The following is a 26,695-nucleotide window of genomic DNA, read 5'->3' on the forward strand; positions in this document are numbered from 1 at the left end:
CTGATCAGATAACCAAGGACTCTCCAGACACCAAGGACAAAAAGACTTCCGAGCACGTCATCCTTTTTGTCCTTTCCGTCCTTTCGGTCCTTCGCTATCTCTAGCGGTCAGCTTCCCTTTTCGCGCTGCATGAGCTCCACCGCCCTCCCCGTCCTCACTGATTTTTCGGACCGGCTCTCGCCCATGGTGGTGAAGGAACTCCGCCAGGGCCTGCGCACCAAGGCCTTTGCGAGCACGCTGCTGCTGATGCATGCGCTGCTCATCATCGCCACGCTCATCACCGGCTCCGCCCAGAATGCGGATGACACACGCTGGTTGTTTGATGGTCTCTCCACCCTTGTGCTCTGCTTCATCATGCCCTTCCGCGTGGCCAATGCGCTGGCGGAGGAGGTGAAGCTGAACACGCTGGACATGCTCCTGCTCACCCGGCTCTCCTGCAGCCGCATCGTCTTTGGCAAATGGGCAAACGTGGCCCTGCAGTCTCTGCTCATCGCCCTGAGCCTCATGCCCTATGTCGTCGCGCGCTACATGTTTGGCGGGCTGGAACTCACCACGGAGTTTCTCCTGCTCGGCTCACGCTGGCTGGTCGGCTGCGTGGCCACCGCCGCCCTTGTGGCCCTTTCCACCATTCGCCAGGCCTGGCTGCGCATGGTGCTGATCCTCGTCCCGCTGTTCTTCTTCGGCTTCGGCGTGTTTGGCTGGATCTTCGCCATGAGCATGAGCCGCATCACTGGTTCCGGTGGCGTCACCATGACTGCCTCGTTTGAGCTGATGGCCATCTTCATCACGCTGGTCTCCTCAGCCTGGCTCATCTTTGCCTTCCTCAGCCTGGCCGCCTCGCGCATTTCCTCCCAGGCGGAGCCGCTCGCCCTCATCAAGCGCAGCGTTCATTCCGTGGCCTTCGTCCTGCCCATCATCTTGTATTGGATCACGGGGGAAAAAGCCGTGCTCATGCTCTGCTCACCCGTGATCGGCATCATCACGCTGGATGTCCTCACGGAGACCTTGAATGACGTGCCCTCCGCCTACGTCACCTTTTACCGCGGCGGCGCCCTGCGGCGCAGCCTCATTGCCTTGTTCTCACCCGGCTGGAACTCCGGCTTCTGGCTCACGCTTGTCCTCGCGGCCATCGTCACGGCCTTCATGATGCTCACCGGCGGCTCGGACCAGGCGCCTTACTTTCTGCTCGGCACCTGCTCGGTCTGGATGGTCAGCGCCGTCATCCAGATCCTGCCCACCCGCCACTCGCATGATCTCCTGCCCATCTTCCTCGGCATGTTTGCCCTGATGTATCTCATCACCGGCATGTTCTCCGCCCTCGGCATCATGGTCGCGGCCAGCGCGGACCAGCAGCCCTGGCTTCTCGCTGCCCTGCCCACCACTGCCGCCATCGGCGCCTCCAACATGTCCGGCGGTGCCGAGCAGGAGCGCTTTTTGCGGATCTCTTTGTTATGCGCCGCCTTCTGGCCCGTCCTGCATGCCCTCCTCAGCATGCGTGCCTGGCGCAGGCTCCGCCCGGTTCGTGAGGAAGCCCGCCGCCTCGCTGAAGATCGTGCTGCTTCCAGCCACGCATGACCACCCCGCTGCCAGCCCTGCGTGATTTCAGCGACCGCCTCAGCCCGATGGTCGTCAAAGAGATGCGCCAGGGCCTGCGCACCCGCTTCTTCACCGCGGCGCTGATCTTGTTTCACGTCGTGTTAGGCTGTTTGATGATGGCCTATGTCAGCTCTCTCGATCACCGGCAGATCCATGAGATGTTCTGGACCATCATTTCCGTGACTCTCCTCGCCGTGCTGCCCAGCCGGGGCTTCGATGCCCTGCATGCCGAGATCAAGGACGGCACGCTCGACACACTCCTGCTCACCGGCATGCCTTCCTTCCGCATCGTCTGGGGAAAGTGGGTCTCGCTCTTCAGCCAGACGCTCCTCGTCACAGGCTCTCTGCTGCCTTACATGATCGTGCGCTACCAGTTCGGCGGCGTGGAGATCGTGCGCGAGCTGATTTCACTGGCTGCGCTGGTGGTGGGGTCGGGCCTTGCCACGGCGTCTTTGGTGGGACTTTCCTCTCAGAGCCTCAAGCTTGTGCGCCTGCTCGCCGCAGCTCTCACGGGCATCGGCGTTTTCGCCATCGGCATCTTCGCTTATTTCACCGCCTGCAATCAATCCGCCGGCCAGGAGGTGGTCCGCGCCCTGACAGCCTATGGCCTGCCGGCGGCCATCGCCATCCTCCTCTGGCTCCTGCTGCTCGCTGTCTACCTCGGTTATGTTTTCCTCGGCGTGGGTTCCGCGCGTCTCCCCGGCCTGCCTGACAGCCACGCGCTCGTCAAACGCAAGGCGGCGTTCGTCATGATGATCGTCCTGGGCGCGGTCTCCTGGTGGATCCATCTGGCCAGGCCCGGCGGTCTGTCCGGCTACAATGCGCAAAATGTCATTGTCTGGGCCAGTTTTTTGCCATCCCTTTTGTTAGTCATGCTGCTTGGCATGGACCTCTGCACTGAAGAGGTTCCTCCAGCTTCACCCGGCCGCTTTTCCTTCCTCTCCCGGCCAGGCTGGCCCTCAGGTGTTTTCATCATCCTTGGCCTCTCGGTCTCACCCATGCTCAGCCATGAGGCGTTGCTCAGCACCACCACCCGCTCGTCGAGCCTCATGTCCTGGCATTTCACCACCAGTTTCCTGATCGCTTGCCTGCTTCCCCTCTGCCTGCCGACCGGACCTTGGCTCGCCAGGATCTCCCCGCTCAGCCGGTGGTGGCTGGTCCAGATGGTCTTGGGCATCCTCGGCTTCCTCCTCGTCGCGACTGCGGAGGCTGCACGCTCGAGCGACCGCATCTTCTTCGGTTACCTGGGCCTGGTCACACCCGTCACCAGCTTGTTTACCACCATCGGTGTCCGGACTGCAGACCGCGAATCCATCTCCATGCTGGGCATTGTTGCCAACAGCGTCTGGATGCTCATCGCGGTCCTCTTCGCCTGCGGTCGTCTGAACCGGCACCGCCGTGAATGCGCCCTCCTGAACGACCACGAACCTTATGCGTGACTCCCCTGATCAACTCCGCTCTATCCAGGCGCATGCTCGGGGCTGGGCACGTGTGCTCAAACTGCCCTTCCGCCAGCAGCGCTGGCGCGGCCAGACCGGCGAGTTCGCCGGCACCGGCACGGGCAGCAGCCTCGACTTCCAGGACCACCGTGCCTACATGCCAGGTGATGATCCGCGCCAGATCAACTGGCAGGCCTATGCGCGCACCGGCAGCTACACCATGAAGCTCTACCGCGAGGAGGTGCGCCCGCTCGTCGACATCATCCTCGATGCTAGCGAGTCGATGTTTGCCTATCCAATAAAGGAACAACGCTCGCTCGAACTCCTCACCTACATCGTCGAAGCCTCGCTTCAAACCGGTGCCACCGTACGTGCCTTCGCCATGCGCGGGGCTTCTCACATCATGCTCGAGGTCGATGCCCTCGTCTCCGGCCGCTGGACCCAGGAGCTCGCCAAACTCCCTGCCACCTCGGCGGGCGATGCCCCCGCCCTCTCACGCCTGCCTCTGCGAGCCGGAGCCATGCGCGTGCTCATCAGTGATCTGCTCTTCCCGGCTGAGCCCGAGCCCACGCTCGCCCCGCTCAGTGCCCGCAACGGTCGCGGCCTCGTCTTCGCTCCCTTCACGCAGCAGGAGTCCGCCCCCTCCTGGGAAGGCAACTACGAGTTCATCGATGCCGAGACCCAGCAGCCTCACGAGCACCGCGTGGAGTCGGATGTCCTGCAGCGCTACCTCCACGCCTACTCACGCCACTTCGACCTCTGGAAAAATGCCGCCGCCAAACACGGCATCGCCCTCGCTCGAGTAAGCGCCGAGGCCGACTTCCTCACCGCCCTGCGCACTGAAGGCATCATCACCAATGCGGTCGAGGCCGCTTAGGTTCACGAAGGATTCTGCCTTCTCGCACCGATCTATCCCACCAACCACCGCCATGAATACCCAACCTGCCACGCCCCTGTCACGTCGTCGTTTTGTCGGAGGAGCCGGACTCGTCGCCGGCACCATGATCACCCGCCCCATCTTCGGAGCCGGTGCACCGAGCAACAAGCTCAACGTCGCCCTCATCGGCGTCTGGGGCCGCGGCCTCGCCCATTATGACTCCATCGCCGAGGAGAATGTCGTCGCTCTCTGTGACATCAATGAAGCCCGTTTTCCCGATGCACTGAAGCGCTTCCCGAATGCCACCACCTATGTCGACTGGCGCAAATGCCTCGACCACAAAGGTCTCGATGCCGTCGTCATCTGCACGGCCGACCATACGCATGCCTTCATCGCCAACTGGGCGCTCAAGCGTGACCTCCATTGCTACTGCGAGAAGCCCCTGGCCATCACCGTGAACGAGGCCCGCACCGTCCGCGCCACCTGGGAGACCAAGAAAGGCAAGCTCGCCACCCAGGTGGGCATGCAGCGCCATGCGCAGCCTAACTTTAACCGTGTCAAAGAACTCATCCGTGATGGTGCCATCGGCGAGCTGAAGGCTGCCTATGCCTGGGGCAACCGCAAGATCCCGAAACCCGGCTATGCTCCTGAGGAAGGCGCGCCGCCGAAAGGCTTCCATTACGACCTCTGGCTTGGCCCATCGCCTTATCATCCCTACAACCCCTCCTACTTTTCTGGTGGCGCAGGCGCGAACTGCCTTTCCTGGAACATGTTCTGGGACTTCGGCGCCGGCCAGATCGGCGACATGGGCAGCCACACGATGGACCTACTCTGGAATGCCGTGGATGCCAAGCTCCCCACCTCCGCCGATGCCAAGGGCGAGGCCATGAACTCCGATGTCACCCCCGTGGAGTGCGAAAGCCACTTTGAGCATCCTGCCAATGACTGGCGCGGCCCCATCACCATCAGCTGGTATCAGGGCGGCGCCATGCCCCGCTCGCCGAAACCCTTCATCGACCTCACCAAGATCGGCCACGGCGCCATGTTCAAGGGCACCAAAGGCTTCCTCATCGCCGACTTCGACTCGCGCATGATCCTGCCCTTTGGCGATGACGCCGATCTGACCTATTACAAGCCGCGCACCCAGGAGACCGTGCTCCCGCCGCTCGGCCACTTCCAGAAACAGTGGTTCGATGCCTGCCGCAACCCCTCCATGAAGACCGCCTGCGACTTCGGCTACAGCTCCGAGATGATCGAGCAGATGCTCCTCGGGTTGGTTGCCTACCGCGTCGGCAAAAAGATCAATTACGACGGCAAAACCGGCACCAGCCCCGACACCCCCGAGGCCAACGCCTTCATGACCAAAGCCTACCGCGAAGGCTGGAACATCGACGGCTGATTTCTCGAAAAACCCTGGTAGGGACGAGCTGTGCTCGTCCCACTTGTCCGTGGGCGAAGGGGGCGCGGAGCCGATCCGCGAGACACCCCGTGCTCTCGTCCCACCAGGAGCACCTGCGAACACGCATCCAAAGCCCTCCATCCGCCCTTGCCAGCAAGAGGCGGCGGTCTAATCTGCATGCCCGTTTAATCCCCAACCCCCATCAGATCATGTCCGATATCGCACTCGCCAAAGGCGAAAAATTCCTCGAAGACAACGCCAAGAAAGAAGGCGTGACCGTCACCGCCAGCGGCCTCCAGTACAAAGTCATCACAGAAGGCACCGGCAAGAGCCCGAAAGCCACCGACACCGTGGAAGTCCACTACGAAGGCACCCTCCTCGACGGCAAGGTCTTCGACAGCAGCTACAAGCGCGGCCAGACCATCGAATTCCCCCTGAACCGCGTCATCGCCGGCTGGACGGAAGGCGTGCAGCTCATGAAGGAAGGCAGCAAATTCCGCTTCTACATCCCCTCCAAGCTCGCCTACGGCCCCCGCGGCGCCGGTCGTGACATCGGCCCCAATGAGGCCCTGATCTTCGACGTCGAGCTCTTCAAGGTGAAGTGAGTTTTTGAGCTTTATCCGCCGGGCAGGTCCGATCCGTCCTAAATTTTGTCGTTTCGCAGAAAAGGACGGATCGGTATAAAGCGGGGTCTCACACCTCAACCACCATGCCCAAAAAGAAGCTCAACATCGCCGTCGTCGGCCTCGGATTCGGGGCGGAGTTCATCCCCATCTGGCAGCGTCATCCCGACACTGTTTGTTACGCCATCTGCCAGCGCGACCCGAAGAAGCTGAAGGCCATCGGTGATGCCTTTGATGTGAACGTGCGCTACACGGACTTCAAGGAGATGCTGAAGGACCCGAATATTGATGCAGTACACATCAATTCACCGATTCCAGATCATGGCTGGATGTCCATTGAGGCACTGAAAGCCGGCAAGCATGTGGCCTGCACCGTGCCCATGGCCACCAGCATCGAGGACTGCAAAAAGATCTGCGACCTCGTCAAAAAGACCGGCCTCAAGTACATGATGATGGAGACCGTGGTCTATGCCCGCGAGTTCCTCTTCATGAAGGAGCAGCATCAGAAGGGCAAGCTCGGCAAGCTGCAGTTCCTTCAGTCCAGCCATCAGCAGGACATGGACGGCTGGCCAAACTACTGGCCCGGCCTTCCGCCCATGTGGTATGCCACGCACTGTGTCGGCCCTGTCGCCGCACTGGCTGGCACACCGGCAGAATACGTGAGTTGCTTCGGCTCCGGCACCATCCGCCCTGAGTTGGCGAAACAGTATGGCTCTCCCTTCGCCGTCGAAACCGCGCATGTGAAATTCAAGGGCAGCGACCTCAGCGCCCGCGTCATTCGCAGCCTCTTTGACACCGCACGCCAGTATCGCGAAAGCATCGACGTCTATGGTGACAAGGCCTCCATCGAATGGCCGCTGGTCGAGCATGAACCGCTCGTCATGCACACCGCGAAGCTTCCCGAACACAAGATTCCCAAGCTCGTCAAAGCCCCTGACTACGCGAAGCTGCTGCCGAAGAGCATCCGCGACTTCACCACCAAGGGTGTCTACGATCTCGGCAAGAAGACGCATCTCAGCTTTGTGCAGGGCAGCGGCCATGGCGGCAGCCATCCGCACCTCGCACACGAGTTCGCCACGGCGCTAGTCGAGGATCGCGATCCCTTCCCGAACGCCAAGCAGTCTGCCAACTGGACCTGCGTGGGCCTCTGCGCTCATGAGTCCGCCATGGCAGGTGGCAAAATCGTCAAACTGCCCGCCTTCACCGTGTGATGCATCTCTGGAAATCTAACGTGCCTTTTTCACGTTCTGATTTCCTGCCGATGACACCACCCCTTTTCCCGATCCCCGACACTCGTTTCCGTTCCCGCCGCAGCTTCATCACCGCTGGCACAGCCTCGCTCGCCGCCGCTGTCCTGTCTCGTGAGTATGCGCGCGGAGCGGTGGTGAGCTCGCCTAAATTTCCGAGCTATCCCTTCACGCTCGGTGTCGCTTCCGGAGATCCCACGGACACGGGCGTCGTGCTGTGGACACGCCTCGCGCCATCACCTCTTGAAGGTGGTGGCATGGGCACAGAATCTGTCGAGGTCTCCTGGCAGATTGCCGAGGACGAAGGCATGTCCAAAGGGGTGCAGAAAGGCACCGCCATCGCCACACCTGACTGGGGTCACTCCATCCACATCGAGGTGGAAGGCCTGCAGCCTGAGCGCTGGTACTGGTATCAATTCAAAGCTGGCAGCGAAGTCAGCCCCAAAGGCCGCACCCGCACCTTCCCGGCCGCGAAGACCCTGCCTGATCGTGTGCGTTTCGCCGTTGCCTCATGCCAGCACTATGAGACCGGCCTCTTCACCTGCTACGAGCACATGGCGCGTGAAGATCTCGATCTCGTCATCCATCTCGGTGACTACATCTATGAGGACGGCGGCATCGACAAACGCGTGCGCAAACACGTCGGCCCGGAGATCATCACGCTCGATCACTACCGCAACCGCCACGCCCAGTACAAAACCGATCCCGCGCTTCAGGCCATGCACGGTGCCGCGCCCTGGCTCGTGACCTGGGACGACCATGAATTCGACAACAACTGCGCGGGTGATATCTCCGAGCACCCCGAAGTGCAGAAGGCCGATTATCTGAAGCGCCGCGCCGCAGCCTATCAGGCCTACTACGAGCACATGCCACTGCGCCGCGCTGCCATGCCCAAAGGCCCTGACATGCTGCTCTACCGCCGCGTGCCCTACGGCCAGCTCACGGATTTCCACGTGCTGGACACGCGCCAGTATCGCACCGACCAGCCCTGCGGAGATCACACCAAGCCCCAGTGCCCGGAAGCACTCGATCCTAATGCCACACTGCTCGGCGCCATCCAGCGAGACTGGCTCTTTGAGAACCTCGCCAAGTCACCCGCCACCTGGAACGTGCTCGCCCAACAAATCATGATGGCACGCGTGGATCGCACCGCCGGCACAGAAGCCGGTTTCAGCATGGACCAGTGGCCTGGTTATGAAATGGAGCGCCGCAAGGTGCTGAAGTACATGCACGACCAGCGTGTCTCCAATCCCGTCGTGCTTACTGGCGACATCCATTCCAACTGGGCCAACAACCTCATCGCCGATTTCGACAACCTCGACTCCAAAGTCGTCGCCACCGAGTTCGTCGGCACCTCCATCAGCTCTGGCGGCGATGGCATCTTGAAACCGAAGACCCTCGACTCCACCTACGCCGAAAATCCCTTCGTCAAATTCCACAGCCCCGAGCGCGGCTACTTCACCTGCGAAGTCACCCCCAAGCTTTGGACCACCCACTTCCGCGGCGTCGAATACGTCTCCAAACCCGGCGCCCCCGTCCACACCCGCGCCTCATTCACCGTCGAAGCCGGCAAACCAGGACTGCAAAAGGCGTGAGCCTCCTGCAGTCCTCTCAGTCACACTTGGTTAGGCGCCAGCGATGATCGCCTTCAGCTCATCCAGCGCCTGCTTGGTCCGGGCGATGCCATCCTTCTCGCTGTGCTTCGAGCCTTCATACTCGATGCCGATGTAGCCGTTGTAGCCAGCCTTCACCACGATGTCGATCAGGCGCTGGTAGTCGAGCGTCATCTCGCGGCCTTCACGGCGGTCTTCAGTGTAGAATTTGCCAGCACCCGTGTCCCAGTCATAGGCCTTGGCGCTCATGCCCTTCTTCACCCAGGGCATGAACTCGCGCAGGCCCTTGTAAGGATTGTACAACTCGCCCTTCGCACGGTCCGTGTAGAAGTTGCCGAAGTCTGGAAGAATGCCGACGCGCTTGTGATCCGCCGCCTTCATCACACCCGTGAGCCAGAGGCCATTGCTGGAGAGGCCACCATGGTTCTCCACCACCACAAAGAGACCGCGCTTGTCAGCCTCTAGGCACAGGCGGTGCAGGCCATCCGCCGCGAGCTTCATCTGCTCTTCAAAGCTGAGCTTCGCATCACTGGCCGCATTCACGCGGATGCTGTGGCATCCCAGAGTCACCGCCGCATCCAGCCACTTCAGATGGTTCTCGATCGTCTTCGCACGCTTCGCATCATCGGCATCACCCAGGTTGCCTTCGCGGTCGCACATGATGAGCAGGCCCTGTACGCCTTCACCTTCCTGGCGCTTCTTCATCTCGCCCAGGTAGGCCGCATCCGTGGCCTTGTCGAAGAACATCTGGTTCACATACTCCACGCCATCGATGCCGAAGCTGCGGGCGATCTTGCAGAAGTCGAGATGATCGATCGGCTCCGCGCCATCACGCTTGAACATGCCTTTGTTCAGCGACCATTCGGCAAGCGAGATCTTGAAGGGCTCTTTCTTGTCAGCAGCGCGGACAGTGCCAGATGAAACCGAGGCGGCAAACGCAGCGGAGGCGAGCTGGAGGAAATGACGGCGGGAAGGGGTGGAGGTGGTCATGAGGAGTTTTGCAATCTGCCACGGAATCCGGGCGCAGCGCAAGCATGAGACGCGTGTGTTGAGTCTGCCTGATGTAAAAAGCTCGTCTGCAAACCACCAGCGCAAGGGTTTCTCCTGACGCCCCGTTCTCTCCCGCCACGGCGACCACCTCGCCGCGCCACCACAACCTCCAAAAAAATGGCCGAGATGACTCCTCCTCCTGTTCCCGCTCGTCGTCGTTGGCGACTCCTCCCGGCCCTGCTGGCCACCGCCTGTGCATTGACCACTCCCGTCCACGCGGATGACAAGGACATCACCTGGCTCATCAACTATGACGGCAAAGCTCTGCCTGATTCCACCTGGAAGGTCGTCGGCACTCCCAAGTCCAGCATCACTTCTGAAGGTTTGAACTTGGTCGATGACGGCACAGGCATCGGCCACTTCCGCACCGCATGGAAAGCGGAGCCCGCCCAAGAGATCATCGTGGAAGCTACGGTCAAAGTACTGACCACCACAGGCTCGGTTAAAGGCAAGACCACCTCATCCCTCTGGCCCTGGCGTGATGGCGCTCCCATCTCCATGCTCGTAGGTGATGGCAAACATGAGGAAGGTCTCGTGCTTTTCCCGAATCAAGCCACCAGCCACACGGACCGCTTCATTCCGATGGACACGACGAACCGCTTTCACACCTACCGGCTCGTGATTCGCGGCAGCGACATGAGCATGTTGGTGGACGATCAGACTAAGGTGGAAGGCCAGAATGCTTTCTGGAGAGCCGCGAGTTCGGCAGAACCCTTCATCCAGTTTGGCTCCAGCTCTGAAAGGGCCACGGGCAGCGCCATCTGGCAGTCCGTGAAGCTCGGCGTGCGCAAGATGACCACAGCTCCGAAAGCAGATCCCATCAAGCTGACTATCAGCGAACCCTGGCTCATCGAGCGTGAAGATATCAGGCAGACACGCCCCTATCTTTATGACATGGGCAAGGGCCTGCTGCTCATGAGCGCGGCACAGGGGAAAGACTTCTTCTACGAGCCCTATGGCCTGCTGAAGTCCACCGATGCTGGCAAGACCTGGACACCCATTCCCGGTCTCGACAAAGTGGACACCACACCCCTGCCATGCCTGCGCCGTCCCGATGGCAGCATCCTCGCCGTATCACGCTGGACACGCCTTCAGCCTGATGGATCCGTCACCGGCAAAACCGTGCATCTCAATGCCGATGCCACCAGTTTCACGATGATCGACAATGTCATTCATCTGCCGAAGCAATATGCCAACGAGGTCAAAACAGATCAGACCATCTGCGAACGTCACATCTGGAATGATACCGATGGCGGTGTGACGATGGTCCTCTGGTCACGCAAAGGTGTGAAGCGCCCCGATGGCCGCAACAACACTGAGCGCTGGTCCCACCTCATGCGCAGCACGGACGAAGGCAAGACCTGGAACTACTTCTCCACCGTCGGCCCTGGCGGCGAGCCATCCGTGGTGCGCCTCAGTGATACTGAGCAAACCGCAGTCATCCGTGGTGATCGCGATGCCTGCATGAAGCAGATGTTCTCCAGTGATGGCGGCAAGACTTGGAGCAAGCCCATCGCGCTGGAGGTTGGCAAGGTGCTGCCGGATCTCTTTCTCATGAGCAACGGTGTGCTCGCCTGCAGCTATGGTCGCCCCGCAAGCTGTCTCATGTTCAGTCTCGATGGCGGCAAGACCTGGCCCTCGCATCATGTCCTCTCGGAGAAGGTCGGCTTCAACTACACCAGCATCCGCGAGATCAGCCCCGGCAGGCTTCTCTACATCCACGATGCACCCAAGATGAGCGGCATCTATGTGGATGTTGAACGCGTGAAGTAACCCCGGCCTCAGCCTCCACTCCAAAGCTCATGCGCAAGCTGCATCTCGCTTATATCTCACTTTTGGTTACGCTCGGCCAGATCATGGCGGCGGACACTGTGACAGACATCGGTGACCGCCTCGAGATCTTCGTGGACCGTGCGCTCATCGACACCATGGAGGGCACGACACTGCAGCTCGGCCAACCACGACCCGAGGAAATCAGCCTGAAGTTCGATCAGCCATGGGAGAGCAATTTTTCAGCCGCCTATATGACCGTGATCAAAGATGGAGGCACCTACCGGCTTTACTATCGCGGAGGCACCAAGGAGCCGAGCACGATGGTCAAGGCCGGAACCGAGGTCACCTGCTACGCGGAGAGCCAGGACGGCAAGACATGGGTGAAGCCAAAGCTGGGCCTCGTCGAGTTTGAAGGCAGCAAGGATAACAATATCATTCTCGGCCCCACCAAGCTTCGCTCCTCGGTGAATTTCACCGCCATGCTCGATGACCGCCCCGGCATCCCCGCAGCGGAGCGCTACAAAGGCGTGGGCTCTGGAAACGGCCGCGAAGAAGGGCTCATCCGCTTTGTCTCGCCCGATGGCATCCATTGGAAGGTCTACTCCGAGGAGATCATCTTCGCGGGCTACAAGCTGGATTCGCTCAATGTCGTGAGCTGGCTCCCCGCGGAGCAATGCTACGCCATCTACATGCGCGCCTGGAGCGAAGGTGGCACGCCGGGGAACCTCAAACCAAGAGATGCTTATCGCACCATCGGTCGCGCCACATCGAAAGATTTCAAGACTTGGTCGGAGCCGGTGCGCATGCAGTTCAAGGACGAGCCAAAGCCCCGCAATCTCTACTCCAACGCCACGATGCCCTATTTCCGCGCGCCCCATGTCCTGATCTCCATGCCGCATCGCATGGTGAGCGAGGAAGTGGTGCCGCGTGCCGAGCTAGAAGCCTACAAAACCGAGATCCGCGCCATCGCCAATTCGATCGGCGATGTACTGCTCATGTCTTCACGTGACGGCACCACCTATGACCGCGCCTTTATGGAGGCCTTTGTACGCCCAGGCATGGAGCGCGGTGCCTGGCATGCCCGCAGCCTCTTTGCTTCCATGGGCATCGTCCCGACCAGCGCTGACGAGATGTCCTTCTATGTCTCCACCAACTACGGCATCCCCTCACATCAGATCCGCCGCTACTCTCTGCGGACCGATGGCTTCGCCTCCGTCCATGCGGGTTATGTCGGTGGCACCATGATCACCAAGCCCATCATCTTCAGCGGTGACAAACTGGTGCTCAACTACTGGACCTCCGCCGCAGGCATCATCCGCGTGGAGTTGCTGGATGAAGCAGGCAAGCCCCTGCCAGGATATCAGATCGGCGACTGCGCCAAGATCATCGGCAATGAACTCAAGAGAATCGTGACCTGGAAAGACAAGGACAGCCTGAGTGACTTGATCGGTAAGCCCGTGCGTCTGCGCTTCCGCATGACTGATGCGGATCTGTATTCCTTCCGTTTCGAACGTTGAATCTCCGACTCATGCACAGCAACGATTTCATGAAACGCATCCTCGCCCTTCTCAGCCTTTCCACCTGCGCCGCCCTGCACTCGGCGGACACATTTCTCGTTCAAGATGGCAAGCCTCAGGCCGAGATCATCCTCGCTGAAAAGCCAGCACGCATGGCCAGACTCGCGGCCAGGGAACTTCAGGCCTATGTGCAGAGAATCAGCGGTGGCAGACTGGAAATCGTCACGGAACCACATGCGGGCAAAGTGCCAGTGTATGTGGGCGTGAGCCGTTTCACGGAAGAGCTCAAGCTCAGCACCCAGGGTCTGAAGAATGGAGCCTTTCTCATGGCTTCCACTCCACAGTGGCTCGCCCTGCTCGGACCCGATGAGGACTTTGTGCCCATTGAACCCTGGGGCCGCGACAGGAGTGTGAAGGAGACAGCGCGTGTGAATGCCGAGTTCGACAAGATCACGGGAGACACGTTCTGGAATAATTACCGCGAGTTGAATGCACGCTATCACAAGGAGCTCGATGTCTGGGACTACGATGATGCCGGCACACTGAATGCCGTGCATGAATACCTCCGCAGTCTTGGCGTGCGCTGGTTTGCTCCTGGTGAGCTGGGCGAGGTCGTGCCCGAACAGAAAACACTGCCACTGCCGGAAGTGAACAAAACGGTGAAGCCTGACTTTGGCATGCGCCGCTTTACCTTTTACACAGACCACACCGGCATTGGTGACAAAGGCATCTGGTGCTTCCGTCTAGGTTTGAACAATGGGCACAAGATCGGCGGCATCACCCAGATCTGCCATGGTATCAAGTTTGTGCTCATGCGGGATGAGATGAAGAAGGCGCACCCGGAGATGTATCTGCTCACCGGCGGGAAACGCGACACCACCACCAAGGGCAGCGGCTATCCGGATCTCACCTCGCCTCTGTTCTTTGAAAAGCACCTCAAGTTCTCACGTGCCATGTTCGATCACTTCCAGGAGCCCATGCTCAGCATTGATCTGGTGGATGGCTACGGCGGCATGACCTCCGATGACCCAAAGTGGATGGCGCAGCTCACCCCGGAGCGCGGTTGGCCGGGCAGCATGTCTGACCATGTTTTTGGTTACCTGAACCGCGTGGCGCTGGAGCTGAACAAGTCACACCCGGATCGTCTTGTCAGTGGTCTGGCCTACAGCGGCTACAAGCTGCCGCCGGAAAAGATCGAGAAGTTCAGCCCGAACTTTGTGCTCATCGAGACACGCCAGCGGCAGAACTTCTGGGACGATGCCAAGCGCAAAGAGCACCAGGACATGCGCGCGGCATGGACGAAGAAGCTCGCCGCTGACCGCTATCTCACCTGGGACTACAGCATCAATGCGGGCCCCGAGCAGGCCGGCCGGCCCGTGTATTACACCCAGCAGATCTCCCGTGATCTGCGTGAACTGAAAGGCCGCACCCTGGGAGAAATGATTGAGATCTACGATCACCCTGCCGCGAAAGCCGCCACCATGGGTTATGACCCGCTTTCCATCGAGCACCTGAATCTCTACATCACCTCCCGTCTGTGGTGGGATGCGGATCAGGATCTTGAGGCGCTGCTCGCTGACTACTTCACCACTTACTTCGGTCCCGCAGCCAAGCCTATGCGCGCCTTCATGGACTACTCCGAGGCCAACTGGATGCACATGGGCCAGGACGCGGAAAAAATCGGCCAGGCCATCACCTTGCTCGCAACAGCCCAGACAGCCGCGGATCCACAGAGTGCTCCTGGAAAGCGCATGCAAAAGATCGCCGAGATGATGAAGCCTCTCAAAGCCCTGCAGCAGCAACTCAGCCGCAAGCGTGAGAGTGATCTTGTGTATCGTGTGCTGGAGGCTCGTCAGACCGGTGGCAAGCCGCTCACCAGCCGCCCCTTCGATGGTCAGGTGCTGAAGGAGTACTGGACCGATGTGCGCTCCGTGAACCTCGCCAATCTCACCTCCACCGCACCTCACCGCAAAGCCGAGACCACCTTTCAAATTCAGCGTGAGGGCAGCATCCTGCACATCGGCATCATCTGCCACGAGCCGGACATGGCCGGGCTGAATGTCACCGCCACTGAGCCGGACGATGAGAAGATCCTCAATGGAGACTACGTGACGCTCCTCTTGGAGACACCCAGCCGCGCCTACTACGAGATCACCATCAATCCCGCAGGAGCCGTGTATGAAACAGATCACGCAGAAGGCGGCAAAGGAGTGAAGTGGGCCTCTGGAGCTCAATGCGCTGTGCATCGCGGTGAGAAGCTGTGGAGCCTGGAACTGCGCCTGCCCATCGCCGGTGAAGGAGCCTTTGTGCTGGATCCTCTCAAAGGCATCGATGGCTCGCAGCCGAAAGACTTGTTTCCCTGGCACTTCAACCTTGGTCGTCAGCGCGTGCGTGGCGCGAACATCGAGCGCACTGCCTACTCCGCCACGGGCAAAGATGACTTCCACGTGCCGGAGAAGTTTGGCAAGCTGTGGGGCAAGTGAGCACTCTTCCACTTCAAAACTCCATCAAAGGCTGAAACATTGATTTTGGTTCAAGCTACGTCGAACTGGCCCTCAGACACACCCACGGCATGAAGTCTATTCTCCCCCTCACTCTGCTTTGCCTAACCATCGCGTTGGCCTGGCGCTCCTTCGCCATCGAGCCTGCGCCGAACAAGCTTGTCGTACTGACCTTTGACGACTCCGTGGCCAGTCATGCGACCTTTGTCGGACCTCTGCTGAAGAAGCATGGCTTTGGCGCCACCTTCTTCATCACCGAGGGTTTTGAGTTCCTCGTGGACAAGACTCACTACATGACTTGGGGGCAGATCAAAGCGCTGGAGACGGATGGTTTCGAGATCGGCAATCACACGCGCAAGCATGCCGGTGTGACCAAGCAGAAGCCGGAGCAGCTCGCAGCCGATGTGGAATACATCGAGCAAAAGTGCGCAGAGCATGGCATCGCCAAGCCCGTGAGCTTTTGCTATCCCGGTTATCAGACCAGCGAGGCTGCGGTGAACCTGCTACGCGAGCGTGGCTACCTCTTTGCCCGTGCCGGCGGTGCCCAGGCCTTTGATCCCGTAAAGGGCGAGCCGTTGCTGATGCCTCAAGCCTTTGATGGCAAGCCCGAGAGCACGTTGGAACAGTTCAAGGCGGCTGTGGCACAAGCCAAAGACGGCAAGATCGCCGTCATGACCTTTCACGGCGTGCCGGACATCAAGCATCCCTGGGTGAACACAGATCCGGCCAAGTTTGAAAGCTACCTGCAGCACCTCAAAGACGAGGGGTGCACGGTCATCGCCATGCGTGATCTCACGAAGTATCTCGCTCCCAAGAAATCGAATCCATGAAGTCAGGCTTTGTTCATCATCTCCTCGTCGCAGCCCTGCTCTTAGCTCTTCCATGCTTCGCGCAGACCACCTCCCTCATCACGAATGGTGATCTTGAAACCATCCAAGAATCTGGCAAGCCCGCCGCGTGGGCTCTCGGCAAGGACACCACTTTGGAAAAGGAAGGCGAGAATCATTTCCTGCGCCTCAAGAGCCCGCAACCCGGCGCGAATGTGCTGGTCTATCGTTCCATCCCGCTGACACCGGACGTGAAGGCGCTCGAGCTCAGTTACAAGGCACGTCATGAAGGCATCAAGCGCGGCAAGAAGGCCTGGTTTGACGGCCGCATCATCATGAACTTCAAGAATGCGGCCAAGGGCGCGGTGAATCCATCGCCGAAGCCAGCTTCCTTCAATGGCACCTCCAAGGAATGGAAGACCAAGACCCAGCAGTTTCGCGTGCCTGAGGGCGCGGCCACGCTGGAAATACTGCTCACCCTCTTTGAAGCCGAGAGCGGCCAGCTGGACTTCGATGACATCACCCTCACGCCGATTGCCCTGAGCATCATCGAAACCGCCGAGGCCGAAGCGGCTGCCAAGGAAGCCGCACGCATCGCCGCGCTCCCAAAGCCGAAGCCGCAGATGCCGGTGGCCTTGCCCGAGCAGCTTCCTCCGCCTCTGCATGTCGCAGGCAACCAGCTTCAGACACCCGATGGCAAGACCGTCTGGCTGCAAGGCCTAGCTCTTCCGAGCATGGAATGGTCGGCAGGAGGCGAGAACGTCCTCAAGTCCATCGACAAAGGCCTGACCGACTGGAAGGCCAACTGCATCCGCCTCTGCCTGCGTGAGCATTTTTGGATAGGCAAGGGTCCGTATCAAAGTGACGGCGGCATGCGCTATCGCCAGCTCGTGGATGATGCCGTGAATGCCTGTGGCGCCAGGGGTGCCTACATCGTGCTCGACCTTCACGACTACCGCGCTCCCCAGCAGAAGCATGCGGATTTTTGGAAAGACATGGCCGCCAAATATAAAGACCATCCCGCCGTCATCTTTGAGCTGCTTAATGAACCTCATAACATTCCTCGGGAAGTCTGGCGCAATGGTGGTCCGGTTATCGATCAGAAGACCAAGAAGGATGTGGCCACGGAGAACAAAGAGGCGCTTGTGAGCTTTCAATCCATCGGCATGCAGAAGCTGGTGGATGTGATCCGCGAGACCGGCGCGAAGAACCTCATCATCGCGGGTGGTCTCGACTGGGGTTATGATCTCGGCGGCATACTAGAAGGCTTCGCGCTCGAGGATCGCGGCGGCAATGGCATCATGTATTCCAGCCACGTGTATCCCTGGAAGAGTGACTGGCAGGGCAAGTTTCTGGATGCCGCTGCGAAGCATCCCATCTTCATCGGTGAAGTGGGCGCGGATACCCAGCGCATGGAGTTCCTCCCACCCGAGCGCCAGGAAGATCCCGCCACCTGGGTGCCTGACATGCTCGGCATCATTCAGAAGCATCGCCTGCACTGGACCGCCTGGTGCTTTCATCCCAAGTCCACACCCCGCGTGCTGCTCGACTGGGACTACACCCCGACTCCTTTCTGGGGTGAGCCTGTGAAGCAAGCTCTCTCCGGCAAGACCTTTGAGACAAAGAAGCTGCGGTGATCAGACGTTGGTGAAGGTGCCGCATGACACGTTCATTCTTCCGCCACCTTCTTCTCGCCTCACTCCTGCCAGTCATCGCCTCAGCGGAGTCGTTCATCGTCAAGGATGGCAAGCCGAACGCAGAGATCATCATCGCGGAGAAGCCGGCGCGCATGGCACGGCATGCGGCGAACGAACTGCAGACCTATGTGGAGAAAATCAGCGGCGCGAAGCTGCCCATCGTGACCGCGCCGACAGGAGGTGATGCCATCGCCATCTATGTCGGCAAAAGCGCGCGCACGGACAAGCTCAAGGTCAGTGATGAAGGACTTCCGCATGGTGCCTTCCGCATGTTGTCTGGAGACAAGTGGCTGGTGTTGCTAGGACGCGATCATGACTTCATGCCAGCAGAGCCATGGCCGCACACGGCAGCAGACATTCAGCGTGTGCAGCGCGATTGGGATACGATCACGGGAGAGAAGTGGGGCATCGACACCAACTGGACCCAGCTCTTCAAGATGCATAACAAGGAGCTGGATGCCTGGGAGCAGGACGAGCGCGGCTCCGTGAATGCCGTGCATGAACTGCTGCGCAGCCTCGGAGTACGCTGGTATCTGCCCGGTGCCATTGGCGAGATCGTGCCGAAACGGGCAAGTATCGCGCTGCCAGTGGTGGACAAGACCGTGAAGCCGGACTTTGCCCTGCGTTACCCCTATCAATACGCCAAGCGATTCTACGGCAAAAGTGAAGAAGCACTCTGGCAGATGCGCCTCGGTGTGAATCAAGCACCTGATCTGATCGGTGTCGGCTACATCGCCCACGGCACGAACTACGTGCACATGCGGCCGGAGGTGATGAAGGCGCATCCGGAATACTACACGCTCGTCCGTGGTCAGCGCGATACCTCCGACCGCGGCAAGCCCTGCCTCTCCTCGCCTGGACTGCGCGAGGCGAACGTGAAGTATGTGCGCACCGTCTTTGACAAGCTGGGCGTGTCCACCACCTCGGTGATGCCTGCCGATGGCTATACCGCCATGTGCGAGTGCGAGCTTTGCAAAGGCAAGGAGACACCCGAGCGCGGCGGCTTTGGCCGCTTCTCCGACTATGTGTGGGAGTATGTGAATGAAGTGGCCAAGGAGGTCTACAAGACCCATCCAGACAAGAAGATCATCGCCATGGGTTATGGAGCCTCGGTGCTGCCACCCACGAAGATCGCGAAGCTCAGTCCAAACATCCTGGTGTGCCTGGCCCAAAGCCGTTCCAGCTTTCAGGAGAAAGAGAAGAAAGAGTGGATCACTGACCTGCGCCGTGAGTGGCTGACCAAGCTGCCTGAAGGCAGCAAGCAGTTCTGTGTGTATGAGTACTACCTGCATCCCCGCCAGGAGCGCGCCTTTGCCTTCATCCCGGTCTATTTCCCGCACGCCATCGCGGACGACCTCCGTGCGCTGAAAGGCATTTCGTTAGGCGATTACATCGAGGTCTATCGTGCGAAGGATCTGGAGACTTTTGGCGTGAATGCGCTGAACCTCTATGTGACCTCGCGTCTTTGGTGGGATTCCAGCCTGAACGTGGACGCGATGATCGATGAATACTGCCAGGACATGTATGGTCCCGCCAAGGAAGAGATGAAGACCTTCATCGCTCATGGTGAGGCCGCGTGGATGGACATGCTCAGCAAGCCGGACTCGATCACGCAGACCTTTGCACTGCTCGCCAGGGCTCAGGCAAAGGCGCCCTCAGGCTCGCTTTATGCCCAGCGCATCGCGCTGGTGGCAGACTACATCGAGCCTCTGATCGCGCGACGTGACCAGATGCTGCGCAGCGCGGATCGTGAGAATGCCCGCACAGTGCGCGTGAGTGATCGCGACGGCTCGAAGATCAAGATTGATGGCAAGCTCGACGAAGAGATCTGGAGCAAGCTCTCCGGCTATCAGCAGGGAGATCTCTTCGACTGCACCACCGGCAAGGCGGCGCGTGAAAGGAGCCGCATGGGATTCTTCTGGCATGACAACGCCATCTACTTCTCCATCCGCTGCCAGGATCGGGACATGAAGAACCTCAAGATTACCGGCACGCAGGATGATGACCCGCAGATCACTGAAGGTGACCATGTGCAGTTGCTCTTCGAAACCCAGTCTCATGTCTTCTACCAGATCGCCGTCGATCCAGCAGGACATGTGCTGGACGTGGATCATCATGAAGGGGCCAAGTCCACATGGTCTGCAGGAGCGGAGATCGCCACGCATCAGGAAGATGGCCTCTGGACCGTGGAGATTCGTCTCCCTGTGGCCGGAGACATGCAGGCTGCGGTCGATGCCCTGAATGGCGTCTCCGGCCGCAAGCCAGCGGGAACCTATCCCTGGTATTTCAATATCTGCCGCCAGCGTGTGCGCGGTGACGTGATCGAGCGCCAGGCCTTCTCGCCTACCCAAAAGTCCGACTTTCTGGAGCCTGCGAAGTTCGGTCGCATGAATGGCTATCTGCCACGTACCACCGCCTGGGATGATGAGAAGAAAAAGCGCGAGGCGAAAACGGAAAGCTCAACGAAGGAGTGAGGGTGGCTCAGGATCTCCAGGCAGCCAGATGTGGAGCTTGCGCAGGCCGGGAGACTCTTCATCGCGGTGCTGCAGTTGCTTCACATCCGGCACCTGCCAGAAGGAACGATGCTCCGCAGCGGTGCCGGGGACCTTCACGAAGGAAAGTTTCTCCACGCTCGTGGTCACGGGCTCATCACGACGACCTTGGCGACACCAAGGATTGAGCCAGGCAAAGGCTATCACTTCCTCACTGCGCAGATCGTCATGATTTAGAAAACGGTCACGCATGCTCCCCTGGCCATAAATGCAGGTGAAGTCCGCCGTGGGCAGCACCAGATGAGTCCACTCATCCGGCTTCAGGTAGCGGCGGGTTTGGTAGATGGCGAAGTTGAGATCCTTGCGCGCAGCGATGACGCGGTGCGTGAGGTTGTAGTCAAACCCAGGCCCGCCCTTCGCCCGCAGCTCGGCAGAGGGCTCGAGGCTCTCCCAAGGAAAAGCCTGCCCGTCCGCCGCGACAAAGACCAGGAAGTCCATGGGCACAATCGCACCGGCACCAACGAGCGAGTTGCTCTGGCCAGGTGCATGCACATTGATCGTTAGGCGAATGCCATTCGCATCAGCACCACTCGTGCGGACACCCGTGCATTGCACCTCCTCCGCCGTGGCCCCTTTGCACTCAAGCACATTCAGTCCCTTCAACCCCGAATCATTCACCTCAAGTTGCATGGGCTTGAAGCGCAGGTGCCTGGAGCGGATCCACGACTCATCAAACCACTCGGCCTCCGCCGCGGCCATGTAGAGATTGAAGACATGATCCAGCTTTCCATCCTCAAAAGTAACAATCTGCTTCACCTCCTGGACTTGTTCCGGCGCAAAAGACGCGAATGGCTTCCCCTCCCCCAGAGCCAGGATCTCAATGTCATCGATCAGACACTCACCCAAGGAATCCGGAGCCAGGAAGACTCCCACATCCTCCTGGGCCCAGCGGTTGTAGTAGTTGCGCGGCGCCTCCGTGCTGAAGCCAGACCGCCGATAGTTCCGCCACGTCGGATGATTGAGATGACAGATGATCTCCACCCATTCGAGTTTGGCAGACGCGTGGATCGTTTGCGGCTCTGAATAGACATCGCTATTGCCATAGTAGGCCGTGGGACCGCCGACATAGATGGAAACCTGGCCTGTGAGCACTTTCACACGGAGACGCAGAGCATCCGTCTCTGGTGGATAGTAAGGTGCGAGACGGAGGAATGATCCTGCACCTGCCGTGAATGCCTGCGGATCACTGACACACACACGCAGTGCCTTGCCGCTGCCCTCTGGAGTGACCTCGATGCTGCTCCAGGCACGCGCACGCTGCCGGAATTCCTCCGTCCAGCGGTGGATGTCGAGAAAGCCCTTCTGAAAAGTTCCCGTCGGAGCCGAGTCGAAATCTTCGACCATCCCGATCACTTTTGGTTCCGTGCCCAAAAGCGCTGCCATTCCCGACGCGGTCATGGCAGCCAGGAGGAGAGGTCGTGTCAGCGAATGCATGCAGGAGCTTTAATCGTCACCTGCATTGAAGGTTGATCATTCCCGCTCGTAGAAACGTGGCATCAGCATAGATAGCTGGGCCGGGCATTTCCTCAGATGACTGCCCGCCTTTTGCGAAAGACCAGCATGGCCAGGCCGATGCCGAGTAACACGGCGCTGCCGGGTTCGGGCACTGCGATGATGTTGTTGCTGTCCAGTGTCACCGCTCCATTCAGCGCATACAATCCGCCCTGGATTTCGGCCCCGGTGTTCAGCGTGATGTCCGCGCTTGCCAGAATATTGCCTGCGAAGTCGGAATTGGTACCGAGAGTCGCTGAGGAGCCGACCTGCCAGAAGATGTTAGAGGCCTGCGCTCCGTTGATCAGGTTCACCATGCTGTTTGAAGCGGTGATCAGGGTGGACCCTGCCTGAAAGATCCACACAGCATTCGAATCCCCCAGACCGTCCAGCGTGAGCGTGCCCGTCAGCCCGAAAGAGCTGGGATCGTTGTACACACCGGACGTGAGCGTGAGCCCGCCGAGGTCAAAAATAGAGCCGTAGGTGGTGGTGGGCGTGCGGCCTGCGGCGTCGTTGTAGGCCGAGATGAGATCGACCTTGGCGTCCTGCGTGATGGAATCCCCGCCGTGATTGACACCCGTCAGAGTGAGATTCGGCAGGCCAGTGATGGAGAGGGTGGGAAAACTGCCAATGTCCCCCTGGATGGTCGTGGGGCCGGTGATCGTGATGCCTGCCCCGGCGAGAACGCCGAAAGGCGCGGCGGAGTCCAGATCAACTGCCATTTGGGCTGAGGCTCCCCCGAGGGAAAACATTCCAAATGCTAGGATTAGGAGAGTTGGTGACCTGAGGGCTCCATTTTTTAGGAGCGATAAGTATGAAGTGGTTTTTCATGTTTTATTTATTTATCAAAATAATAGACGAATCTCTATAAATTACAATATTTAACATAACTTATTATAATTACCGCACTTTTAGCCTGGCTTCTCAGTTTAATGCACATGAAACGCCCGAGACCCATAAGGCAGGTGTCCAGCATCTCGCGTCTGCCACATTAAGGTGGAGCAAACCAAGCGGTCGTATCCGAATCAACCTGGATGAGTTGGCAGTGCCTTTCTACCGAAGCGCGGAACTTCAGCCGAGCATACCCGTGATTGACAAGCGATTCGCAGCAGGAAAAGGCATGCGCCCGAGCGTTTTGAAAGGTGATCCTCGCTCCAATCACCACCATGCCACGCCTACCCTGCTATCTCTCACTCCTTGCCTGCGCCCTAACCACCGTTGCATTTGCCCAGGAGCCCAAGTCTAACATCCCCTATGTGGAGAACGGTCATGCTCGTCATGTGCTTGATGTATACTCGCCCCCGAATGCGAAGAACCTGCCGGTGGTCTTCTGGATTCACGGCGGCGGCTGGCAGACCGGTGATAAGAAGAATGTGAATCTCAAGCCGAAGTGGTTCATGGACAAAGGCTTTGTGTTTGTCTCCATCAACCATCGTCTGCTGCCAGAGGTGGACATGGGCACGCTCATCGGTGATGTGGCGAAGGCCTTTGGCTGGATGGAGAAGCACATCACTGAGTATGGCGGTGATCCGAAGCGGGTGCTGGTAGGTGGCCATTCATCGGGAGCGCAGCTCGCGACCATCATCTGCACAGACGACCGCTATCTCAAAGCCGAGGGCGTGGGATTTGACGTGCTCATCGGCTGCGTGCCGGTGGATGGTGACACCTATGATGTGCCGGCGATCATCGAGACGGCGGAGACCCGACGCCGTGTGCATGGGCAGGAGCAAGCCAAGTTCGGGCACCGTGAGAAATTCGGCAATGACCCGGCCAAGCACAAAGACTTCTCCGCCGTGACCCACATCGCGAAGGGCAAGGGCATCCCGCCCTTCCTGATCCTGCATGTGTCTAATCATCCAGACAATGCGGCGCAGGCCTCCCGTCTCACCACTGTGCTCAAGGGCGCAGGCGTTTCGGTGATCAACTATGGCGCCAAGGACACAAACCATGTGAAGCTCAACAATGACCTCGGCCTGCCCGATGACCCAGCGACAGCCGAGCTTACCAAATTCGTCGCGAGCATTCTGAAGCGCTGAGAGGACTCACCTCATGAAAGCCCTGTTCATCACCCTGCTCTGTCTGGCTGGATCGCTGCATGCTTCAGATCTGCAAATCTCCACCTTCCAGGTGGATGCCACACCTCCACTAGGTTCGTCCTTGTGCAATGGCGGTGTGAAACCGGCGCAGGAGATCGTCACGCCACTGACGGCGCGTGGCGTGGTGCTGCTCGGAGCTGGCAAGCCCATCGTCTTGTGTGCCATTGATTGGGTAGGCATTGCCAATGAAAGCCATGATGCCTTTCGCGCAGCTCTCGCGGCGGCAGCGGACACTCCGGTGGAACGCGTGAGCGTCCACACGCTCCATCAGCATGACGCTCCAGGCAGTGATCTCGCCACGGAGGCCTTGCTGGCAGAGCACGGGTTGGCAGGAGTGTTCTCGAATCCTGAGTTTGATCGCGAGGTGATGAAACGCCTGGCTGCAGCAGTGAAGCCATCTCTGGCGAAAGCTCAGAAGTTCACCCACATCGGCCTCGGATCAGGCAAAGTGGAAGGTGTGGCCTCAAACCGGCGCATCCTCGGGGCAAATGGTCGCGTGGCCCTGATGCGCTTGAGCTCATCCAAGAGTGCCGAGGCTCAAACATCTCCTGAAGGAACCATTGATCCGCTCGTGCGGCTGATCTCTTTCTGGGATGGTGACAAGCCTGTCGTGGCCCTAACCTATTATGCCACTCATCCGCAGAGTTACTATGGGCAGGGATTTGTGAACTGGGACTTCGTCGGCGGGGCGCGTGAGCTGCGTGAGAAGGCACTGCCGGGAGTGGCTTGCGTGCACTTTGATGGAGCCGGAGGCAATGTGGCCGCCGGCAAGTACAACGATGGCGGCGTCGACAAGCGTCCCCTGCTCGCGCAGCGTCTCGCGAATGGCATGAAGCTCGCGTGGGAATCGCAGAAGAAGAAGCCCATCACCGCGGAGGATGTCCAGTGGGCCGTGAAACCCGTGACCCTGCCCGTGCGAGACACGTTGGTGGAAGCCGACCTCATGGCGAAGCTCAAGGATACGACGCAGAAGCAGGCTGAGCGCATTCGGGCCGCGCGCGATCTCAATTTCCTGCAACGCACGCGTGGAGGTCATCAGATTCCCCTGAGCTGCCTCACGTTAGGCCAGGCCAAGGTGCTGCACATGCCGGGTGAGCTGTTTGTGGAGTACCAGCTCGCTGCTCAACAAATGCGGCCCGATGACTTTATCGCCATGGCAGCCTACGGCGACTATGGGCCGGGCTACATCGGCACTGAGATCGCCTATGGCCAAGGAGGTTACGAAACGGGCATCGTCTCCCGCGTGGGTCCGCAGGTGGAGAAGGTGCTCATGGATGGCATGAGGAAACTGCTCAGTACTGCGCCTTGAGCCAGGCGTAGAAGCTGGTGCCGATCTGCGCATAACCCACGGAGTTGGGATGCACGGCATTGTTCGCAGGATAGCCATCCACGGGATCGAGGTTCAGTTCGGTGGGCACCAGATAAATATTCTCTTTCTCGCGACCGCCGAGCTGGGTGAGCATGCGCTGAACCAAACGATGCTGGATGCGCTTCCAGCCCCAGCGTGGATACTTGTCCTCGTAATTGGCAGTGAAGGCTTCCTGGCGCGAATTGGGCGCGGTGGTCAGTCCGACAGCGAGCTTCGCATCCGGCGCGGCTTTGCGAAACTCAGCGAGCAGCTTCTCAGCGCTCTTCAGCACGTCCGTGATCCGCTGCTCGGGATTGTCCGGGCTCGCGGCAAAGCAGTCATTGATGCCTAACAAGAAGGTCACATTGTCCGGAGGCACGCCGCCGCAGTGCTCGGTGAAATAGCGCTTCAAATCAAAGACACCCGTTTTGCCATCCGCTGACGGGAAGATGAAAGGGCTGGTCGCCTTCCTTGCCAGCGGCCCCGCGGTATCTGTGGCAGCCACAGGGGCGAACTTGGTGAGGAAGTCACTCCACTTCCAGCCGCCATAGCCTTCATGAGCCACCCCAGGCTTCACGGCTGATGGCTTGTGCGTGCCGAGCATGGTGAGCTTCGGATTTCCAGGCAGCGCCATCAATCGGAAGATTTCGTTAGGGTACACCGAGCCATGCGTGAGGCTGTCACCCACCACCAGCAGACGCAGCGGCTTGTTCTCGCCTGCATTTCTCGGTGAAACATGCAGTGTCGTCTTGCCACGATCCACCTCCGCGCCTTTCCCGTCCTTGATGACGACCTCCAGCGGATGATCACCCACATCTTTGTCCGTCGCAGTTACGGTCCAGCGCTTCGTCTCGCTCGTCCCCACATCACAGGTGAACTCGAAGCGATAGTCCTCCGGCTTCTGCGTCAGCACGATGTTATCGTAATAAATACTGAGGGCAGCCTCCGGCACGGCATAGACGACCGGTGGCAGCGTGAGCTGGAGATCACCGGCATGTGCAGCGATGCTGCACACCAGAGCGAGGAGCAATGCGGGAAGTCTCATGAGG

Annotated in this window: 18 protein-coding genes and 1 pseudogene; 15 read left to right on the top strand and 4 right to left on the bottom strand. The window is 59.5% G+C overall.

What is annotated here, in order from left to right; genetic code table 11:
* Positions 1 to 129 precede the first annotated feature (129 nt).
* The 7 genes and pseudogenes from BGE01nite_RS12360 to BGE01nite_RS12390 all read left to right on the top strand — a co-directional run bounded on the left by BGE01nite_RS12360 (position 130) and on the right by BGE01nite_RS12390 (position 8,776).
* Complete coding sequence (locus tag BGE01nite_RS12360; RefSeq protein WP_146850773.1) at positions 130 to 1,575, top strand: hypothetical protein; 1,446 nt, start codon at positions 130 to 132, stop codon at positions 1,573 to 1,575.
* Positions 1,572 to 3,035 (top strand): ABC transporter permease, encoded by a 1,464-nt coding sequence (locus BGE01nite_RS12365; RefSeq protein WP_146850774.1) that lies wholly within the window; start codon positions 1,572 to 1,574, stop codon positions 3,033 to 3,035. The genes BGE01nite_RS12360 and BGE01nite_RS12365 overlap by 4 nt, the downstream gene beginning before the upstream one ends.
* A complete protein-coding gene (locus BGE01nite_RS12370; RefSeq protein ID WP_146850775.1) occupies positions 3,028 to 3,912 on the top strand; it encodes a DUF58 domain-containing protein in 885 nt (294 codons plus the stop codon). The genes BGE01nite_RS12365 and BGE01nite_RS12370 overlap by 8 nt, the downstream gene beginning before the upstream one ends.
* A 52-nt stretch (positions 3,913 to 3,964) precedes the next feature.
* Complete coding sequence (locus tag BGE01nite_RS12375) at positions 3,965 to 5,311, top strand: Gfo/Idh/MocA family protein (RefSeq protein ID WP_146850776.1); 1,347 nt, start codon at positions 3,965 to 3,967, stop codon at positions 5,309 to 5,311.
* A gap of 221 nt (positions 5,312 to 5,532) precedes the next feature.
* Positions 5,533 to 5,916, top strand: a pseudogene (gene bamJ / locus BGE01nite_RS12380) (BamJ family beta-barrel-assembly machinery protein); the annotation flags it as partial.
* 104 nt (positions 5,917 to 6,020) lie between these two features.
* A complete protein-coding gene (locus tag BGE01nite_RS12385) occupies positions 6,021 to 7,145 on the top strand; it encodes a Gfo/Idh/MocA family protein (RefSeq protein ID WP_146850778.1) in 1,125 nt (374 codons plus the stop codon).
* A 50-nt stretch (positions 7,146 to 7,195) separates the two neighbouring features.
* On the top strand, positions 7,196 to 8,776 hold the full coding sequence (locus tag BGE01nite_RS12390) for an alkaline phosphatase D family protein (RefSeq protein WP_146850779.1): 1,581 nt from the start codon (positions 7,196 to 7,198) through the stop codon (positions 8,774 to 8,776).
* A 30-nt stretch (positions 8,777 to 8,806) separates the two neighbouring features.
* On the opposite strand, the gene BGE01nite_RS12395 is transcribed toward BGE01nite_RS12390, so the two are convergent.
* A complete protein-coding gene (locus BGE01nite_RS12395; RefSeq protein ID WP_146850780.1) occupies positions 8,807 to 9,784 on the bottom strand; it encodes a sugar phosphate isomerase/epimerase family protein in 978 nt (325 codons plus the stop codon).
* A gap of 186 nt (positions 9,785 to 9,970) precedes the next feature.
* On the opposite strand from BGE01nite_RS12395, the gene BGE01nite_RS12400 reads away from it, so the two are divergent.
* The 6 genes from BGE01nite_RS12400 (at position 9,971) to BGE01nite_RS12425 (ending at position 20,633) form a co-directional block, all read left to right on the top strand.
* The gene (locus BGE01nite_RS12400; protein ID WP_170266752.1) at positions 9,971 to 11,617 is read left to right on the top strand and encodes a sialidase family protein; all 1,647 of its coding nucleotides are present in this window, start codon (positions 9,971 to 9,973) and stop codon (positions 11,615 to 11,617) included.
* A 29-nt stretch (positions 11,618 to 11,646) separates the two neighbouring features.
* On the top strand, positions 11,647 to 13,134 hold the full coding sequence (locus BGE01nite_RS12405; RefSeq protein ID WP_146850782.1) for a glycoside hydrolase family 32 protein: 1,488 nt from the start codon (positions 11,647 to 11,649) through the stop codon (positions 13,132 to 13,134).
* 29 nt (positions 13,135 to 13,163) lie between these two features.
* Positions 13,164 to 15,617 carry a DUF4838 domain-containing protein gene (locus tag BGE01nite_RS12410; protein WP_170266753.1) on the top strand — a complete coding sequence of 818 codons (2,454 nt, stop codon included), beginning with the start codon at positions 13,164 to 13,166 and terminating at the stop codon, positions 15,615 to 15,617.
* A gap of 89 nt (positions 15,618 to 15,706) precedes the next feature.
* Positions 15,707 to 16,465 (top strand): polysaccharide deacetylase family protein, encoded by a 759-nt coding sequence (locus BGE01nite_RS12415; protein ID WP_146850784.1) that lies wholly within the window; start codon positions 15,707 to 15,709, stop codon positions 16,463 to 16,465.
* Positions 16,462 to 18,099 (top strand): glycoside hydrolase family 5 protein, encoded by a 1,638-nt coding sequence (locus BGE01nite_RS12420; protein ID WP_146850785.1) that lies wholly within the window; start codon positions 16,462 to 16,464, stop codon positions 18,097 to 18,099. The genes BGE01nite_RS12415 and BGE01nite_RS12420 overlap by 4 nt, the downstream gene beginning before the upstream one ends.
* 23 nt (positions 18,100 to 18,122) lie before the next feature.
* Positions 18,123 to 20,633: a DUF4838 domain-containing protein gene (locus BGE01nite_RS12425; RefSeq protein WP_146850786.1), complete on the top strand. Its 2,511-nt coding sequence runs from the start codon at positions 18,123 to 18,125 to the stop codon at positions 20,631 to 20,633.
* Here the strand turns inward: BGE01nite_RS12425 and BGE01nite_RS12430 are convergent.
* Together BGE01nite_RS12430 and BGE01nite_RS12435 are read right to left on the bottom strand one after the other, a co-directional pair.
* On the bottom strand, positions 20,619 to 22,094 hold the full coding sequence (locus tag BGE01nite_RS12430) for a hypothetical protein (protein WP_146850787.1): 1,476 nt from the start codon (positions 22,092 to 22,094) through the stop codon (positions 20,619 to 20,621). The two genes, BGE01nite_RS12425 and BGE01nite_RS12430, sit on opposite strands and share 15 nt — an antisense overlap.
* Before the next feature lie 143 nt (positions 22,095 to 22,237).
* Complete coding sequence (locus BGE01nite_RS12435; RefSeq protein ID WP_174770047.1) at positions 22,238 to 22,924, bottom strand: ice-binding family protein; 687 nt, start codon at positions 22,922 to 22,924, stop codon at positions 22,238 to 22,240.
* A gap of 444 nt (positions 22,925 to 23,368) precedes the next feature.
* Here BGE01nite_RS12435 and BGE01nite_RS12440 point away from each other — a divergent pair, with 444 nt between their 5' ends.
* Positions 23,369 to 24,238 carry an alpha/beta hydrolase gene (locus BGE01nite_RS12440; protein ID WP_146850789.1) on the top strand — a complete coding sequence of 290 codons (870 nt, stop codon included), beginning with the start codon at positions 23,369 to 23,371 and terminating at the stop codon, positions 24,236 to 24,238.
* A 13-nt stretch (positions 24,239 to 24,251) separates the two neighbouring features.
* Complete coding sequence (locus BGE01nite_RS12445) at positions 24,252 to 25,607, top strand: hypothetical protein (RefSeq protein ID WP_146850790.1); 1,356 nt, start codon at positions 24,252 to 24,254, stop codon at positions 25,605 to 25,607.
* Here BGE01nite_RS12445 and BGE01nite_RS12450 read toward each other — a convergent pair.
* Positions 25,591 to 26,691, bottom strand: a complete 1,101-nt coding sequence (locus BGE01nite_RS12450; protein ID WP_146850791.1) for an SGNH/GDSL hydrolase family protein — start codon at positions 26,689 to 26,691, stop codon at positions 25,591 to 25,593. The genes BGE01nite_RS12445 and BGE01nite_RS12450 overlap by 17 nt on opposite strands.
* Positions 26,692 to 26,695 lie beyond the last annotated feature (4 nt).

The organism is Prosthecobacter gellanilyticus, from assembly GCF_007992435.1.
Taxonomy (GTDB): domain Bacteria; phylum Verrucomicrobiota; class Verrucomicrobiia; order Verrucomicrobiales; family Verrucomicrobiaceae; genus Prosthecobacter; species Prosthecobacter gellanilyticus.

Excerpts from the sequence above, each read along its gene's own strand:
- BGE01nite_RS12360 (WP_146850773.1), top strand. The coding sequence starts at position 130 with ATGAGCTCCACCGCCCTCCCCGTCCTCACTGATTTTTCGGACCGGCTC.
- BGE01nite_RS12365 (WP_146850774.1), top strand. The coding sequence starts at position 1,572 with ATGACCACCCCGCTGCCAGCCCTGCGTGATTTCAGCGACCGCCTCAGC.
- BGE01nite_RS12370 (WP_146850775.1), top strand. The coding sequence starts at position 3,028 with ATGCGTGACTCCCCTGATCAACTCCGCTCTATCCAGGCGCATGCTCGG.
- BGE01nite_RS12375 (WP_146850776.1), top strand. The coding sequence starts at position 3,965 with ATGAATACCCAACCTGCCACGCCCCTGTCACGTCGTCGTTTTGTCGGA.
- BGE01nite_RS12385 (WP_146850778.1), top strand. The coding sequence starts at position 6,021 with ATGCCCAAAAAGAAGCTCAACATCGCCGTCGTCGGCCTCGGATTCGGG.
- BGE01nite_RS12390 (WP_146850779.1), top strand. The coding sequence starts at position 7,196 with ATGACACCACCCCTTTTCCCGATCCCCGACACTCGTTTCCGTTCCCGC.
- BGE01nite_RS12395 (WP_146850780.1), bottom strand. The coding sequence starts at position 9,784 with ATGACCACCTCCACCCCTTCCCGCCGTCATTTCCTCCAGCTCGCCTCC.
- BGE01nite_RS12400 (WP_170266752.1), top strand. The coding sequence starts at position 9,971 with ATGACTCCTCCTCCTGTTCCCGCTCGTCGTCGTTGGCGACTCCTCCCG.
- BGE01nite_RS12405 (WP_146850782.1), top strand. The coding sequence starts at position 11,647 with ATGCGCAAGCTGCATCTCGCTTATATCTCACTTTTGGTTACGCTCGGC.
- BGE01nite_RS12410 (WP_170266753.1), top strand. The coding sequence starts at position 13,164 with ATGAAACGCATCCTCGCCCTTCTCAGCCTTTCCACCTGCGCCGCCCTG.
- BGE01nite_RS12415 (WP_146850784.1), top strand. The coding sequence starts at position 15,707 with ATGAAGTCTATTCTCCCCCTCACTCTGCTTTGCCTAACCATCGCGTTG.
- BGE01nite_RS12420 (WP_146850785.1), top strand. The coding sequence starts at position 16,462 with ATGAAGTCAGGCTTTGTTCATCATCTCCTCGTCGCAGCCCTGCTCTTA.
- BGE01nite_RS12425 (WP_146850786.1), top strand. The coding sequence starts at position 18,123 with ATGACACGTTCATTCTTCCGCCACCTTCTTCTCGCCTCACTCCTGCCA.
- BGE01nite_RS12430 (WP_146850787.1), bottom strand. The coding sequence starts at position 22,094 with ATGGCAGCGCTTTTGGGCACGGAACCAAAAGTGATCGGGATGGTCGAA.
- BGE01nite_RS12435 (WP_174770047.1), bottom strand. The coding sequence starts at position 22,924 with ATGGCAGTTGATCTGGACTCCGCCGCGCCTTTCGGCGTTCTCGCCGGG.
- BGE01nite_RS12440 (WP_146850789.1), top strand. The coding sequence starts at position 23,369 with ATGCCACGCCTACCCTGCTATCTCTCACTCCTTGCCTGCGCCCTAACC.
- BGE01nite_RS12445 (WP_146850790.1), top strand. The coding sequence starts at position 24,252 with ATGAAAGCCCTGTTCATCACCCTGCTCTGTCTGGCTGGATCGCTGCAT.
- BGE01nite_RS12450 (WP_146850791.1), bottom strand. The coding sequence starts at position 26,691 with ATGAGACTTCCCGCATTGCTCCTCGCTCTGGTGTGCAGCATCGCTGCA.